Raw genomic sequence first — 18,309 nt, 5'->3', positions numbered from 1 at the left:
AAAAGCATCCCCTTAAAATAAGGTTTATTTTAAGGGGATAGTTAATATTAAGGTTATAAAATTTGAGCTAAGATCTCTTGTTCATGAGATAAAATTGTGTAGTGATCACAATCTAACTTAACCAATTTTAATTGAGAATTATCCTGCAAATAAGTATCAATATTATTTAATACATATTTTTCAGCTAAATCTCTACCTTGTTCAATCTGTTCAGCTTTAAACAACACAACTTGAGTGTGTTTCAATTGAGCAGATATTGGCTGTATAACGAGCTTGTTATCAATTTTTGCATAAACCTCAATCTGATCGCGTACATGCGCAGGTAGATTTAATCGATCCATAGCATGAGTAATGTTTACTGGATGATTATATTGTTCTAAATCCTGCTCTTTTAATAGCCAAGTATCCAATAGATAAACTTCAATCTTTTCGATTCCTTGCTGCTCAAGTAGTACTGCGATTTGTAACGCAATGTTGCCACCTAAAGACCAACCAAGTAATTTGATTGGCTGTTCTTTCGTTGCAACTTTATTGATATGATCCAAATAATATTGCGCTAATACATTGAGATCCTCAATAGGTTTGTCATGATATAAATTGTAAGAATCTACACCAAAACAACTGTATTTTGAAGATAACTTATTCGCTAATGATTGATAAACATCACATCCGCCTAATCCAGGGTGAATCATAAAAATTTGTGGTTTTTCATGATCAACTCTTAATTCCACAATAGGATTAAACTGCTGTTTAGCCGTTGAGATTTTTTTCGCTAATTCCCGAATTGTGTTGACACTTAAAATATCAACTAAACGCATTTTAACTTTAAACGCATCATTAATTCGGTTATTAAGCATCATAGCCAAGATACTATTACCACCTAATCGGAAGAAACTATCATGCATACTAATTTCTTCAGCAGGAATTTTAAGGATATTAGCAAAGATGTCACATAATCTTCTTTCAGCATCATTTTCTGGCGCGACATACTCAACCTTATCGGTAAGCTCTGGTTTTGGTAGAGCTCGACGATTTAACTTACCATTTGAAGTAATTGGTAATTCAGTTAAATATATAAATGCTGACGGAATCATATATCCCGGTAAAGTTTCATTTAAATGAGCTTGTAATAATTGGCTATCAATCTCCTCATTAGCAAGATAATAAGCAACCAAATACTTACTGCCCGAAGCCTGTTCATAAGCGATAACAATGCTATGTTTAATTCCATTATATTGGGTTAATCGAGCTTCAATTTCACCTAGTTCAATTCTGAATCCGCGAATTTTAACTTGGAAGTCATTACGACCTAAATACTCAATATTACCATCAGCTAAAGAACGAACAAGATCGCCGGTTTTATAAATTCGACCGTTGTAATCTTGTGCTTTTTCTGCTTCCGTTTGGAACGGATTAGCAATAAAACGTTCATTTGATAATGGAATGTTATTTAGATAACCTCTAGCGACATTATCACCACCGACATACAACTCACCTATTCCGCCAATAGGTACTGGCTGTAATAATTCATTAAGAACATAAGCCGAAGTATTAGCAATAGGTTTACCGATTAATACTTGTGAAATATTCGGATTGTTACAATCATAATAAAGGACATCAATGGTTGCTTCTGTTGGTCCATAAAGATTATGTACCTCACAGTTTGGCATCAACACTTGACATTTTTTCACTTCATAAAGATTAAGTGCTTCACCACTACAGAACAGATATTTTAATCCCTGAACTTTAGGAACCAAATTAGGTTGCGCTTCTAATGTTTCCACAAATGCAACTAACATAGATGGCACAAAATGTAATACGGTGATTTGTTCAGCTTCAATCAACTCTGCAAGATAAACATTATCTTTATAAAGTTCTGAATGAGCAAAAACAATACAAGCACCATACCAATTCGCCCAAAATAGCTCCCACACCGAAACATCAAAGGTATAATTTGTTTTTTGTAAAATATGATCCTTTTCAGTAATCGGATACTCGTTATTCATCCAAATAATACGGTTAACCGCACCTTGGTGCTCTAACATTACACCTTTTGGCTTACCAGTCGTACCGCTGGTATAAATTACGTAAGCTAAGTTTTTAGGTTGTGCCAATGGCGTTGGATTAGTTGTTGGATATTTACTCAAGCAATCAATAGTTTGTGAGGATTGCAAGTTCAATGCAACTTGATCCTTAGAAACTAAAGAATTGATCTTTTCGTAACTTAAGTTAGTCGTTAATACAACCTTAGCTTTGGTATCTTCTATCATATAACTGAGACGATCTTCTGGCATATTAGGATCCATTGGTACATAAGCCCCTCCTGCCTTCAAGATAGCTAAGATACTTACCAACATATATTTACAACGTTCAAGACAGATCGCCACCAAATCATCAGGCTGAATATTAAAGTTTTCTCGCAAATAATGTGCTAGCTGATTAGCTTGTTCATTAAGCTCTTGATAGGTCAAGCGATCATTTTCATAAACTAAAGCTAGATTATTTGGTGTTCTTAATACTTGTCTTTCAAACAATTGATGCATTGTCACATCGGTTGGATAATCGCAACGCGTCTTATTCCAATCAAAGATCACTTTTTGATAAGTTAAGTTATCAATCAGACGTAAGTCTGTCAGAGCTTGTTGCTGTTGATACATCTTTGTAAATTGTTGCAAGATTGATTCATAAATAGTGATATAGTGTTCAATAGTCTGCGGCTTATAGAGTTTAGTAGCATAATTGAACAAGCCAGTTATCGCTGGTTTAGAATCATCAAGCATTACGGTCATATCAAACTTAGCAGCTTGATAACTTGCATTGTCATTATAATAACGTTGCAATAAATTATCCTCTTTCCCGTCTTCACCAAATGACTGTACGCCAAACATTACTTGGAAAATAGGATGCCTTGAGGTATCTTTTTCAATCGATAAAGCATCAACTAAGCGCTCAAATGGTAGATCTTGATATTGTTGAGCTTGTGTAATTAATTCACTGGTCTGCAAAATGAACATTTTTAGGCTGTCGCTTGGTTCAATACATTTTCTTAATGCTAATGTATTAACAAAGAAGCCTATGGTATTTTCTGTACCCTGATAATGTCTTCCAGCAATTGGTGAACCAATGATAATATCTTTTTGATTGCTAAATGAACTAAGTAGTAAATAGAAACCACTAAGTAGCACTGAATAAACACTAACATTAAGTTCTTTTGCTAATGAACGTATTTGTTGGCTGATATCATAATCAAGCTCAAACATGAGATTTTGACCAGTATAATCAATTTGCTGCGGACGAACATAGTCAGTTGGCAAATTAAGCGGTTCAAAATCAGCTAGTTGATCTTGCCAGAACCGCAATTGCTGATTCAAAATATCACCTTGTAAATACTGCCGTTGCCATAAAGCAAAGTCTTTATATTGCACTTCGACAGGTGGTAAGTTAAATGCAACCGCTTGATTACTATCACCTAAAGATAAAGCCTCATAGTATTGATATAACTGTCTGAACTCATTAATGAACAGATCAATTGACCAACCATCAAATGCAATATGATGGATCACAATACTCATATAATTCTCTTGAGCTAATTGATAGCGACAAATCGAAATCGGTAACTCCTGAGATAACATGAATACTTTGTATACATGATTATGAATCGCTTTATCTAATTCAGCTTGACTATCACAATAATGATTTTCGATTGCTAACGGTTGCTGTTGCAAACTTATCACTTGTTGGTAGGCAACACCATCTGTGGTATTTTTAATTAATGAACGCAATACTTCATGGCGCTCAACAATTTCTTGTAACGCTTGCTCAACAAACGAGATATTAGTCTCTGGCAGAAGTTTAAATACCAATGGTATATTGTAGGCGTTGCTACCCCCTTCATAACAATCAATAAACCATAAACGTTCCTGCGCAAAGGATAATCTCTGTTCTTGTTCATTAGCCACCTGTTGTATGGTAATTGATTGACGTTTTTGGTGATTACTATCAATAAATTTCGCAATTTCCTGAATAGTACGATAGGTAAAAATATCACCCACACGCACATCACGTTCAAAAGTTTTAGCTATTTTACTTGACAATTTAATAGCTAAAATACTATTACCACCTAATCTAAAGAAGTCATCGACCACACTAATTGAGTCGATATCCATCCCTAATAGTTCAGCAATATCTGCAACTAACTGTTGTTCAGTCACTGTACTAGGAGCAACATAACTTTCTTGCATAACAAAATTAGGCATTGGCAATGCTTTACGATCAATTTTGCCATTCACATTAACAGGCATAACCGTTAGATGTACAAAGGCTGCCGGAACCATATATTCAGGTAATGTTTGTTCTAAATAGCTGGTTAATTCAGTCTGATCTAGGGCTGAATCAGATACATAATAAGCAGCAAGATATTTATTACCTTGATTATTAGTCAGCGCCACAACAAGTACCTGCTTAATTTGAGGATGGCTGATTAATCTTGTTTCAATCTCACCTAATTCAATTCTGAAACCGCGGATTTTAACCTGAAAATCATTACGACCAATATATTCAATATGACCGTTTGGTAAATAACGAACCAGATCGCCCGTTTTATAAATTCGAGCATTATAATTTTGCGCTTTTTCCTCACTGGTTTGGAATGGATTTGCGATAAATGACTGATTTGTCAATTCAGGGTTATTTAGATAACCACGACCAACACCCGCACCACCGATATATAATTCACCAATAACACCAGGAGGTACAGGACGCAAATATTCATCAAGAACATACAAAGTAACGTTTTTAATGGCTTGTCCCAAATCTGTATTTAGGTCATCTTTACTATAACGATGAGCCATAGCCCAGACAGTCGTTTCACTTGGTCCATAAACATTAATTAACTTGATACCCTGCTGACAATAACGATTCACTAATTTAGCATTAACAGCTTCACCACCCACTGTCAAAACAGGTACTGAAAGCAGCTCATCTTGATCTAGTAAAGCTGGTGGGATAAAGGCAAAATCAATATGTTGATCTTGGGTATATTTTGATAATGCTATAAAGTCTAAACGTTTATCTTCTGAAAGAATGTGCAACTGATGACCATTAAGTAAGGCGTTATATATTTCGAAAGCATGTGCATCAAAAATATAATTTGAATACCACAGAACGTTTTTCTGATCTTGTTCATGATGACATAATTGTAGTTCTAAAATGTCTTGCTGAACTGTTGCTAAATTAGCTATTCCATGGTGTTCAATCATCACACCTTTTGGTAGTCCAGTGGTACCACTCGTATAGATAACATACGCCAAATGATGGGCTTGTGTTGAAGTGACCACATTGTGTTTATCAAACTGTGAAAGTTTGTTACCCATAGATGGATCATCAACAGCAATAACTTCTGGTTGCCATTCAGTTTTTAATTGGGTTAATTCTTTAGCATAATGAGCATGAGTTAACACACCTTTCGCTTTAGTATCATTAAGAATTAACTCTACTCGTTCTGCTGGCGTGCTTGGACTAATTGGTACATAAGCAGCCCCAGCTTTGAGCACAGCTAAAATACTGACTATCATATATTGCGATTTATCTAAATATAACGCAATTAAATCATCAGGTTGGATTGATAATTGAGATCGTAAATAATTTGCAAGTTGATTCGCTTGTTCATTCAAACTTTGATAAGTTAATGTTATTCCTTCATAAACAACTGCAATAGAGTCAGGTGTTTTCTGAACTTGCTCTTCAAACAATTGGCTCGCGAGTTTATGATGTTCAAATGGAACAATATTTTTTTGTTGGTTAACGAATAATTGGTCATACTCTTGCTCAGTTAATAAGTTAAGCTTAGATGCCTCTATAGCTGGATTTTTAACTAAATGTGTTAAGGTTAATTCTATTCCTTTCAATACACGTTTAATAGCTAAGTCATTAAAGAGTTCTCCAGCATATTTGATTTTAATCGATAGCTTACCAGCAGCCTCGAAGACCACAATTCCGAGAGGATAATCAAGTTTTTCATTACCGCCTTGGAACACAATTTTTAATTCATCTTCTTCGCTTTCTGATAATGGGTAATTTTCAAATACAAATAATGAATTAAATAGACGTGTACCCGATTTTTGTAATTCAATCAGATTAATATTACTGTTATTATTCACATTATTAATGTGTGATTGTAACATTTTGATGGTTTCAATGACGCTACCATCACTATGCTCTAAAATTACAGGTAATGTATTAATATAAAGCCCGATAGAATTTTCTATACCGTCAATCGGTAAATTACGACCCGATACCGTCATACCAACAACGGTAGTTTTGCTATTACCAAAAATGCTTAATTGTTGATGCCAACAATATTGAACCAAAGCATTTAATGTAAACTCATTGTTTTTACATAATGATTTTAATTGCTCACATTGTTGAGAACCAATCTCTATCGAAATTTCTTGTGGATTTTCAACATATTTATGGTCAGCTAAGTTAATATGCCTTAAATCTGCTTTAAGTAAGCTCTCTAGATTTTCAGGTTCAAGTTCAACATTAAGGTATTGTTTCCAGAATGATGCTGTCTCATTGGTTTTACTTTGTAAGTAAGATTGTGCAGCTAAATAACTGCTATCTTCTTGGATAGTAATCTCTTTTTGATGTAATAAAGCTAAATAATTTTGATGAACATCATTTAGTAAGACAGGTAAACTCCAACCATCTAAAATAGCATGATGATTATTAAATAAACATCGATAATTCTCATCAGAACATTTAATTAAGGTCACTCTAAATAGTTGGCCTTTCATTAAATCATAACCGATTTGTTCATCTTGTTTAATCAATTTATTCATGCTGACTTGTTGTTGCTCTTGAGTTTGATTGCTAAGATCAACAAATTGCCACGCAAAATCAGATTGTTTATCAATAATCTGTACCAGTTCTTCTACCCATGAAAAACGTAATCGTAATGAAGGAAATTTTTGCTGCGTAAGATGCCATGCTTGTTCAAGCAAATTAATATTCAGTGAATTATGATAATCCCAAATCATCTGAATTCGATAAGCATTATCTGAATCTCCCTGCGAAACAGCATGATATATAAACCCTTGCTGTAAACTATTTGCAGGATAAATTGCTTCTATTTCTTTATCGCTCTGTAATGAATTAAGCAGTGTTGGAGAGATCACGTTATTAATGTCAGATTGTGTCAAATAGCTACGTTCAATCAGTACTAATTGATCAATGAGCTCATTAAGCTGTTGAGTAAAGGCCGTAACTAAAGCTTCGCCGTGTACATTATTGACGTATCCTGTAATAGCAAATTGTAATTGATCATCCAAAATACCGCCGTTAACAGATAAAAAGTCAGTCATCCGATTATTAGAAGACATCGCTAAACCACTATCTTCATCGCTAAATCGCCATTTATTAGCTTTTTCAGTACTATCAAATTGACCTAAATAGTTAAAACTAATCGCTGGTAAAGCTTGTTTAATATAACCTACCAAATAACCATAACCTACACCATGGTTTGGTATTTGTCTTAAGGTATCTTTAATCATGGCAACATTATTAATAACATTATGGTTATTCACCATTAGTTTAACTGGATACATACTGGTAAACCAACCAACTGTGTTATTAATATCAATTTCATTGTAGAGATCTTCTCGTCCGTGGCCTTCTAATAAAATATAGTGATCATTACCACTGAATACCAATTTTAACGCTTGTGCAAGTGCTGTTAATAAAATATCGTTGATTTCAGTTCCATATACCTTATTAACCTGACTAAGTAAACGAGATGTTTGCGTCTTAGACAGCTGCATTTTGGCTTGATATAATGTATCAACACGATGTTGATCAAGGTGATTATGATACTGATTAATATCAGCCAATATATTTTGCCAATAAGCAGGTTCTTTTGCATTGGCAATGAGCGTTGAATATTGTTGTTGTTTATTGACCCATTGACGATAACTACTACCTTTTTCACCTAAAATATCTTTAATATTGATATTGGCATCAACGGATGATTGTTGGCTTAAATACTGATAAATCGCTTCTAGATCATCTTTAATGATACGCCAACTTACTGCATCAATATTTAAATGATGCGCAGCAACATGTATACGAGCAGAGTTATCATCAAAACCAATTAAATAACCAAAATGACATAATGCCCCTTGATTAAAGGTAAAATGACTTTGCCAATCGGTCAATAATTGGTGAATCTTATCTTGCGACCAACCAGTAATATTTTGAGTAGAAAATGGCAATTTATCAGGCAGTGATTGATAAGTTGCAACTGAATCATGATAATTAACTCGTAACATATCATGATATTCAAGCAATTTTTGAACACTTAATTTGAGTAAATCAACGTCAAGCATTGGAACTTTAAGCAAAAATGCTTGATTCCAATGGTGATAGTCTGGAAATCGGCTAACTTCGACTTCTTTAAAGAACCACTGTTGAATAGGTGAAAGTTCAAGAGTTCCCGTTAAAATTCCTTGTTCGGTTTCCACACTGACTTTTGATTCATGACGATTATTAATCACATGATTACTTAAAGCTTCTACCGTTCTTAAATTGAAAATATCTTTAATTGATAGATAATAATTAAGAGCCTGTTTAATTCGGTTGGTAAGTTGGATACTGCTAATACTATCCCCACCGAGTTTGAAGAAATCATCATGAATACTGATTTCATTGGCTTGTAAACCAAGTATATTTGCAAAGGTTTGACAGAAAATAGCCTCAGTTTCATTTGTTGGACCGACGTAGTTTTTCTCATCAAGAAGCTGTGGTGTTGGCAACGCTTTACGATCCAATTTACCATTCATGTTCATTGGCATAGCGTCAAGATGAACAAACGCAGCCGGAATCATATATTCAGGAAGAGATTGTTGTAAATAACCAACGAGTTGTTCTTGGCTCAATGATTGTTTAGCCACATAATAAGCAGCTATATATTTAGCACCAGCACTATTTTTCAAAGCTAGTACTGCAGCTTGCTGAATATCAGGATGGTTGACTAAACAAGTTTCAATTTCTGCAAGTTCAATTCTAAATCCTCGAATTTTAACTTGGAAATCATTACGACCAATATAATCAATATTGCCATCCGCTAAATAACGCACTAAATCGCCAGTTTTATAGATTCGCGCATTATAATTTTGCGCCTTTTCGACAACAGTTTGGAATGGATTTTGGATAAATACTTTATCTGTCAATTCAGGTTTATGTAAATAACCACGACCAACACCATCACCACCTACATAAAGTTCACCAATTGCCCCCTCAGGTACAGGACGACGTTGTTCATCTAGAATATACAGCGATACATTCGTCAATGCCTTACCGATTGGTACACTGTAAGTAAATGGTTCTTGTGCTAAGTTAGTTAAATAAGAAACAGTAAATACAGTGGTTTCAGTTGGTCCATAAGCATTAACCACATTGACATGCGGATAAAGTTGATGGCACTTATTAACATGATATGCGGATAAAGCTTCACCACCAACGAATATGTAATTTAATAATTTTAAATTAGCAACTTCATTATCGACTAATGCATTGAAGAAGGTGGTTGTACAACAGAAATTAGTGATTTTTTTATCACCAATTAACTTGTTAAACTGCTCTAAATCTAAGAATGTCTCTTTTTCAACAATAACCAGTGTCACGCCATTAAGTAAAGGGGTATAGAGATCGTAAACAGAACCGTCAAATTGATAACCAGAGATGCTTAGTAAACGATCGTTAGAGTTGATTTTGACATAATTAGCATTAACAATAAAGTTATTAAGATTTTGATGCTCAATCAGCGTTCCTTTTGGATTGCCCGTTGTTCCACTCGTATAGATAACATAAACTAAATCATGCGGTTTCACTTTAATTAAAAGATTATCTTTCGCATAATGTTTTAGATTATCGACAAAATCAGCTTGATCAACAGCGAGTATGGATACATTAGGAGCTAAATTAGTTACCTTCTCACAATGATTTTCGGTTGTAAGAACGGCTTTAACTTGAGCATCTTGTATTATAAATTCGTTACGTGTATCTGGTGCATTAGGATCCATTGGAACATAAGCTCCACCAGCTTTCAAAATAGCTAAGAAGCAGATCAAGATATATTGTGAACGATCAAGATAAAGACCAATCAAATCGTTAGGTTTTATATCAAAGTGTTCTTTCAAGTAACGCGCTAACTGATTGGCTTGCTCATTAATTTCTTGATAAGATAGCTCAGTATTTTGGAAAATGACTGCAATATGATCAGGTACTTGCTGGGCTTTTTCTTCAAACAATTCTGCAATAGACTTGTCTCTTGCATAAGATTGAAACGGTTTATTTTTATCAAAGATCAATTTATTGAAAGTAGCCGCATCAACTAAACGCATTTCAGTTAACGATTGTTCTGACTCACACATTTGAGCAAACTGTTCTAAAATAGTTTGATAAATAGTGATGTAGTGCTCAATTGTCTCTTTCCGATACAGTTTGCAAGCATAATTGAATAAACCAGTAATAGCTGATTTAGAGTCATCAAGCATTACCGTCATATCAAACTTAGCAGATTGATAATTGACAATTTCACTTTGATATAAAGTTAATAGCTCTTCAGTTTTACCATTATGTATCGCTGACCCAAATGATTGTACACCAAACATTACTTGGAATATTGGATTCCGTGAAGAATCTTTCTCAATCGCTAATGCATCAACCAATCGTTCAAATGGCAAATCTTGATATTGTTGAGCTTGAGTAACTAATTCACTGGTTTGTAAAATAAATGATTTTAAACTATCTTTCGGATCAATACATTTACGTAATGCGATAGTATTAACAAAAAATCCTATAGTATTTTCAATACCTGAATAATTTCTACCCGCAATTGGAGAACCAACAACTACATCTTTTTGATTGCTAAAAGTACCTAATAATAAATAGAAACCACTCAATAATACTGAATAGACACTCACATTGAGTTCATTAGCTAATGAACGGATTTGTTGACTTATTTGTTCATTAAGTTCAAAAGGAATATCATGACCAGTGTAATCAATTTCCCTTGGACGCGGATAATCTGTAGGCAAATTAAGCTGTTCAAAATCTTCTAACTGTCCTTTCCAGAAATTTAATTGATTATTTAAAAAATCACCTTTTAAAAGATTACGTTGCCATAAAGCGAAATCTTTATATTGAACTTCGACTGCTGGTAAACGTAATGTTTCAGCATATTGGTTATCTCCTTGAGATAGAGCTGTAACATAATGATAAAGATTGACTAACTCATCCAAAAAGATATCTGTTGACCAACCATCAAATGCAATATGATGAATGACAATGCTTAAGTAGCTGTCACCAGCAAATTGATAACAGCAAACATAAATCGGTAATTCTTCGGATAAAATAAATGTTCTATGCAGATCCTCATAAATTGCAGCTTCAAGTTCTGCTTTGCTTGAACATTTTTGTTTATTAATCTTCCATGGGAATTGTTGTAAATCAATAACTTGTTGATAACCAATTCCTTGTGCATTCGTTTTAATTAATGAACGTAAAACTTCATGTCGTTCAATAATTGCGTATATTGCTTTTTCAAGTAGATTAATATCTGTAGTGCTTGTTAGTTTAAATACCAATGGAACATTATAGGCATTACTACCACCTTCATAAGAATCGATAAACCATAGACGCTCTTGTGCAAAGGACAATAATTGTTGTTCAATATGATCAACAGGCATCACACTAATTGACTGTCTTTTTTCTTGATTCTTATCAATAAATTGAGCTATTTTTTGCGCAGTACGGAAAGTAAAAATATCAGCCACTCGAATAGAACGGTCAAATTCTCGAGTCAACTTACTTGATAATTTGATAGCTAAAATACTATTACCACCTAAACGGAAGAAATCATCTGTAACACTGATAGCAGTCGCTTCAAATCCTAATAAACTGGCTATTGCATCTACGATTTTATGCTCAGAGGTTGAGCTAGGTGCAACATAGCTAGTTTGGGTCAGTAAGACTGGTTTTGGTAATGCTCTTTGATCAATTTTACCATTAATCGTCACAGGCATAACTAATAAATGAACAAATGTTGAAGGAACCATATATTCCGGTAACAGATTGATTAAATACGCTGCCAATTCTGCTGAATCAAGTTCATTATCTGAGACATAATATGCAGCTAAATATTTATAACCACTTTGATTATTTAGTGCTAATACTGTGGCTTGTTTAATCTGTGGATGCATCATTAATTGCGCTTCGATCTCACCAAGCTCTATACGGAAACCACGGATTTTTACTTGGAAGTCATTACGACCGATATATTCAATATTACCATCAGGCAACAAACGGACTAAATCACCTGTTTTATAGATACGATCATTGTAATTTTGCTTTCGTTCATCTTCTGTTTGAAATGGATTTTCAATGAACACTTTATTGGTCATCTCAACATTATTCAGATAACCACGACCTACCCCTGCGCCACCAATATAAAGCTCACCAATACAGCCAATAGGTAATGGGCGTCGTTGTGGATTCAATACATATACCGATGTATTAGGCAATGGTACACCAATAGGAACATTGTTACCGAATGATGTTTGACTTTGATTCGTTAAATAAGTCGTAGCAAGCGTTGTTGTTTCTGTCGGACCATAAGCATTTACGAGGTTAACATTCGGGTATAATTTAAGGAATTTATTTACGTGAACGGCTGATAAGGCTTCTCCTCCAGCTAAAATATAGCGCAATTTCGCTAGATTAGGCAACTGAGCATCAACTAACGTATTGAAAAATGTTGATATAGCAAGGAAATTGGTAATATGATATTGCTCAATCAACTGATTAAATTTATCTAAATCTAAAAGATTTTCTTTAGCAGTAATAACGACTCCAGCACCATTGAGTAACGCACTGAATATTTCATAAATCGATGCATCGAAATGATATCCTGCAATACATACTATGCGATCTGACTCATCAACCTCTACATAATTAGCATCAACAATTAAGCGATTAACACTGTGTTGTTCAATTAACGTTCCTTTCGGATTGCCTGTTGTTCCACTAGTATAAATAACATAAGCTAAATCATTAGGTTTAGTTTCGATAATCGTATTGTCGGTGGAATAGTTTTGTAAGGTGGCAATAAAAGATGGATCATCAACCGGAACACTTTCAACGGCTGGCATTAGCACATTCAATTTATCGATATAATGAGAATGTGTAATAACTGCACGAATATTGGCATCCTCTAAAATATATTTATTACGCTCATCAGGTGCCGTTGGATCGATTGGAACATAAGCGGCTCCAGATTTAAGCACAGCTAAAATAGCAACAATAATTTGCTCGGTACGATCTAAATAAAGACCAACTAAATCATTTGGTTTGATAGAAAAATGATCTTGAAGATAATGAGCAAATTGATTAGCTTTGTTGTTCAATTCAGAGTAAGACATCTCAATTTGTTCAAAAAACACAGCAGTATTGTTTGGTGTCTTTTGGCATTGTTCTTCAAATAACTGAGCAATTATTTTATCACTCTTATAAGGTTGTTGGGTTTGATTTATATCATGAATTAAAACTTTTAAATCATCTTCATTCAGTAACTCAATATCATTTACTAAAATATCGGCTTGATCATTGCTTAAATAGTTAAGTAATTTTATAAACAGTCTCTGATAGAACATCACAAGTTGTTCAACCAATTGTTTATCTAATTGCTGTTCACTAAATTTAACACGATAGTTAATTCGGTTGTTATGTTCTTCTTGTTCAAACACCAATTTATTAGATAAATCTATTTGAAATTCATGATTAACCGCTCCATCAATCATCCCATTCAGATTCATTTTATGATCTCGAACAAAGGTTTGCACAAACGCTACATCCAGAATATTAGGATTTTCAGCAAATTGCATGATATCGTAAATTGGTAAGTATTTAGCACCAGTTTGTTTAACCTTTTTATAATGAACCAGAATATTTTGTATAACAGATTCTAAGGTTGAATTTTCTTCAAAATGGTAAACAACAGGTAATGTATTAATATGAGCGCCGTAGATTAATTCTTTACCTTCATTGAAAGCAATTGGATAAACAAGAGGAATTGCGGTTTGAGAGGTCATTTTGTTTAATAGCAAAGCCATTACCAATTGACCGAATAAATAAGGTGTTATCTTATGTTTACGTCGTATTGCTTTAACTTGATTATAAATATTTTCATCATAGCTAAAAGTAAATTCACTAATATAAGGCTTAAATTGATTTGATTGCTTTGGTTTTTCGGTTGATAACTTTAAGAAAGTAAAATCGATATTTTTAACATCTTGTAACTCTTCTTTCCAGAAATCTTCCATCTGTTGTTTTTGAGTTGTTAAAATTTCATGATACGAATCATTAAGTTTTTGATGCATTTGAGCTTGTACTTCATATGACGGTAGCTCATAAGGTATATCATTATAATATTGACCTAATTTATCCCAAAACTCTTGAGTACTTACTCCATCAACTAAAATATGATGAAATACTAAAATAGTTCGATATTGTTGATGACCGATTTGAATAATATGGAATCGTGCAGGAATATCTTTCTCTAAATCAAAGGGCTCCGAAACTATTTTACTGATATCTTCGTTACTTAAGGGTTGATCGTGATAAACTAAGAGTGTTTTTAAATCCTCTTCGGTAATTGATTCTCTTTTTTTCCAAAAAATACCATCGTCCTGATTTACAATGAAACTGCGAAAAACAAAATGCTCACTAATAATATTCATGAAACTTTCAAAAAGTTTTTCTCTATTAAGCTCTCCAGAGATTATATTATCAGAGACAATGTTGTAATCACTTCTTGACGGATTTGCTAGCCATTCATAATAAAATATTGATTGATAGGGAGTAAGTTTTATTTCTTTCATTTTTTTGCCTGTAAAATGTATTAATTTTATTAATTTATAATCATTATGTACTGCTCTTTTTTCGTCCTACGAAACAAGCTTTCAAATCATTTATAAAAGCTTAGTAAATAATGCTGTTAATTTATGCATTCTTTACAAATTACAATATTATATAGATTATCTGTTCATGTAAACTGTTTAAGTAAAATTTAAATTAACTTTATGATATTAATCACATTTTATTAATTTGGTTATATGTGGAGGGATTTTTTTAGTAGGTTACGAAAATGGAGTTTTTTTGACAAATTCAAATAATTATAATAAAATTCAATACGTTACTCAATATTAGTGAGATTTACAAAACTTTAAATTTTTTTACAAAAAATTTTTTGTTAAATAAATTTTAGCGACTTTGGCGGATTTTTAATCAATTTGAAAGAATGCCAAGTATAATGATACTCATATTAACCATTTTTATTATCAATATTTTTTTACTATTTTTTAAGAAATCACAAAATTCATATTAATTATAACTATTTGTATTATTTATCTTTAATTTTTTTTAAACTAACAAAGTGACGTAAACTAATATTTCTTAGCTTTATTAAGTTGCTTTAATAACACCCAAAGATTTAATTCAATAATCATTAAGTAAAAAATCTCTGGGTATTTATAAACTGGCAAAACTAAATTTAATTTATGAACTATTCCTCTTTTGCAATTTTATCAAGCGCTAATGGTAAAAATTTATCTAATTGATTTTCAACTTTGATATAAGCAGATATTGGCATTTTATAAGGATCAGAAAGATCTTCATTTTTTCCTGTTGCAAATTCAGCCAATGTATATACTTTCCCTTCAGCTTCTGGGTATTTGCTTAAAATACGATCTTTATGGTTTTGTGTCATTGTTAATAAATAATCTGATGAATCAATATCTTCTTTGACTAATTGAGTTGCTTTATGCGAAGAAATGTCAATGTTTCTATCTTTTAATACTTTAACGGTACCTTCTTCTGGATTGATTTCATTAGGATCAACATTCACACCACGTGATTGAACTGAAATATTTAAATTATGTTTTTTCACATAATCTTTAGCTAAAGCTTCTGCCATGGGGCTACGTCCAGTATTACCTGTACAAACAAACATGACAACACGATCAAGCGAAAAACAAGAAGCACTAAACAGCACTAATAAACCAAGTAAATATTTTTTAAGATTAAACATTATATTGCCTTCATAATTAACTAGTTATTAAATTTAATGATATCAAAGATAGATCTAAAAGCTAATTAATTTTACTTTTAAGTCGTCAAATGTATGAACCTATTACATCCAAAAACCTTATTGAATAAGACTTTTCAAAAAATACTACTTATCTTTTAAAATTAATATTGAGAATGATCATTGATACATATAATCTTATTTGAAAGTAAAAAATTAGTTAGATTTTTTGTAAATGTAATATTTTCTTTTGTTATAAGTATCAATAATGTAATTACCTACTTTATTTTAGCATTTTGCTATTAACAACCTATTCAGGCGGTGAAAATGAATCTTAATTTTCTTCTAATAAGGTTAATAAACGATTACGACTTTGCTGTAAAAGTTGAATTTGTTCATCTAGTTTTAACAAAGTTTCATTCAACCCCATTTTAAATTCTTCACATGGAGAAAATTTTTTTCTCTGATTTTGCCAACAAGGGAGGATCTTACGAATCACTTTTAATGTTAATCCTGCATTATTTAACTTATGAATTAGTTTAACTCTTTCAATGTCCTCTATTTCAAACTGACGATAACCTGAAACTGTGCGTTTTGGTGAAAGAAGTCCTTCTTCTTCATAATATCTAAGCATTCTAACACTGATCTGACTTAATTTTGATAATTCACCAATTTTCATATCACCTCCTATTGACTCTTACAGCAATGTCATACTTTATCATATGATTAGATTATTTTTAAACGGAGGTATTAAATGATTAAATTAATAACGCTAGTTAAACGCAAAAAGACATTAAGTTATCAAGAATTTGATAATTATTGGCGTAACCATCATGCAACTTTAGTTAATTCACAAAAAGAAGCACTGGGAATTCTTCATTATGTCCAAAGCGTACCATTACAAGATAAAAAACCGGGAAATGCTATGCGCAATAGTAGAGGTGCGCCCATTTTTGATTTTGATGGAATGGCAGAAATTTGGTGGCAAAGTAAAGAAAAGATGCTAAATATCAGAACTTCGCCTGAAGCAAAAAAAGCTATACAACTATTATTGGATGATGAAAACCAGTTTGTCGATCATTCACAATCGTTAATCTGGTATGCTACGGAACGAACGATTTTTTAAATTCACATGCTTTACTATAATTCGTTGTTATCATTTTAAATGATGATAATTTTATTCTAATTAAAAAAGCCATTCTGAAATGAATGGCTTTTATCCTCATTAAGTCTTAAGAGTTTTAAATTAAATGTATAATTGTATATATGATTAATAGTATAGTATTTTATAGTGTATATAAAAATGAGCTATGCCATAATATTAGGAATTCTTTGTTATATTATAGAGATATTTTGAATGTCATCACTTAAAATACATGAAAAAAACATACTAGAAAAACTTTTTAATCGCGGAGGTTATGTTTTAAATTTCAGTAATCGAACTTTTTCTAATTTTTTCCAAGAAAATGGTATAGATATTTATACTGAAAAATATAACTTCAATGGTAATTCTAAAATAAATCGATTACGCTCATTTTGGGAGTTAGAAGATGATCAAACTACAGGTAAATTACTTGAGGCTCTTTTAGAATACGCTTGTACTACAGAAATAGTATCTGATGAAAATAAAAAAGCAGTACAAGCTATTATTAATAGATTACTTAACAAACCTAGTAATGAAAAAACAGAAAAAGAATTTTTAAATATAGATTATTCTTCAATTAACATTAGCAAACTAAATTTAGACACTAGTTTTGAAACAGTCATAAAACAACGACTCCATGAAATTAAATACACTATTAATAATGCACCTTTAGCTGCAATTTTTTTATGTGGTAGTACCTTAGAGGGTATATTACTTGACGTAGCAGGCAAAAACCCTAAATTATTTAATCAAGCAAATTGCGCGGCTAAAGATAAAAATACAGGTATAGTTCTTCAATTTCACGATTGGTCATTAGCGCAGCTTATAGATGTTGCTTATGAAATAGGGCTTATTTCTCTAGATATAAAGAAATATGGACACACACTGAGAGACTTTAGAAACTATATTCATCCAAGACAACAATTAGCTCAAAAATTTAATCCTGATAATTATACAGCTAAAATCAGCTGGCAAGTTTTACAAGCTGCTATTGCTAATTTGACAGGACAACGATGAATTATTT

At 32.4% G+C, this 18,309-nt stretch carries 5 protein-coding genes; 2 read left to right on the top strand and 3 right to left on the bottom strand.

Annotation, left to right across the window (positions count from 1 at the left end; all coding sequences use genetic code 11):
* Window positions 1-53: 53 nt before the first annotated feature.
* From A9G17_RS12580 to A9G17_RS12570, 3 genes are all read right to left on the bottom strand, one after another.
* Window positions 54-14,936, bottom strand: coding sequence for a non-ribosomal peptide synthetase (locus A9G17_RS12580; RefSeq protein WP_065739015.1), 14,883 nt, complete (start codon window positions 14,934-14,936; stop codon window positions 54-56).
* Between the two features lie 683 nt (window positions 14,937-15,619).
* The gene (locus A9G17_RS12575; protein ID WP_081301771.1) at window positions 15,620-16,144 is read right to left on the bottom strand and encodes a low molecular weight protein arginine phosphatase; all 525 of its coding nucleotides are present in this window, start codon (window positions 16,142-16,144) and stop codon (window positions 15,620-15,622) included.
* 331 nt (window positions 16,145-16,475) lie between these two features.
* On the bottom strand, window positions 16,476-16,820 hold the full coding sequence (locus A9G17_RS12570; protein ID WP_065739014.1) for a MerR family transcriptional regulator: 345 nt from the start codon (window positions 16,818-16,820) through the stop codon (window positions 16,476-16,478).
* Between the two features lie 75 nt (window positions 16,821-16,895).
* Here A9G17_RS12570 and A9G17_RS12565 point away from each other — a divergent pair, with 75 nt between their 5' ends.
* Both A9G17_RS12565 and A9G17_RS12560 read left to right on the top strand, forming a co-directional pair.
* On the top strand, window positions 16,896-17,267 hold the full coding sequence (locus A9G17_RS12565) for an EthD domain-containing protein (protein WP_065739013.1): 372 nt from the start codon (window positions 16,896-16,898) through the stop codon (window positions 17,265-17,267).
* Between the two features lie 231 nt (window positions 17,268-17,498).
* Window positions 17,499-18,302, top strand: coding sequence for a hypothetical protein (locus A9G17_RS12560; protein WP_065739012.1), 804 nt, complete (start codon window positions 17,499-17,501; stop codon window positions 18,300-18,302).
* Window positions 18,303-18,309 lie beyond the last annotated feature (7 nt).

It is taken from the genome of Gilliamella sp. wkB7 (genome assembly GCF_001693435.1).
Classification (GTDB): domain Bacteria; phylum Pseudomonadota; class Gammaproteobacteria; order Enterobacterales; family Orbaceae; genus Gilliamella; species Gilliamella apicola_N.
Note: the sequence above shows the minus strand (reverse complement) of the source record. Positions and strands in the feature narration are given on the sequence as shown.

What these genes read in the sequence shown, in the direction of transcription:
- A9G17_RS12580 (WP_065739015.1), bottom strand. Translation starts at nt 14,936, where the DNA reads ATGAAAGAAATAAAACTTACTCCCTATCAATCAATATTTTATTATGAA.
- A9G17_RS12575 (WP_081301771.1), bottom strand. Translation starts at nt 16,144, where the DNA reads ATGTTTAATCTTAAAAAATATTTACTTGGTTTATTAGTGCTGTTTAGT.
- A9G17_RS12570 (WP_065739014.1), bottom strand. Translation starts at nt 16,820, where the DNA reads ATGAAAATTGGTGAATTATCAAAATTAAGTCAGATCAGTGTTAGAATG.
- A9G17_RS12565 (WP_065739013.1), top strand. Translation starts at nt 16,896, where the DNA reads ATGATTAAATTAATAACGCTAGTTAAACGCAAAAAGACATTAAGTTAT.
- A9G17_RS12560 (WP_065739012.1), top strand. Translation starts at nt 17,499, where the DNA reads ATGTCATCACTTAAAATACATGAAAAAAACATACTAGAAAAACTTTTT.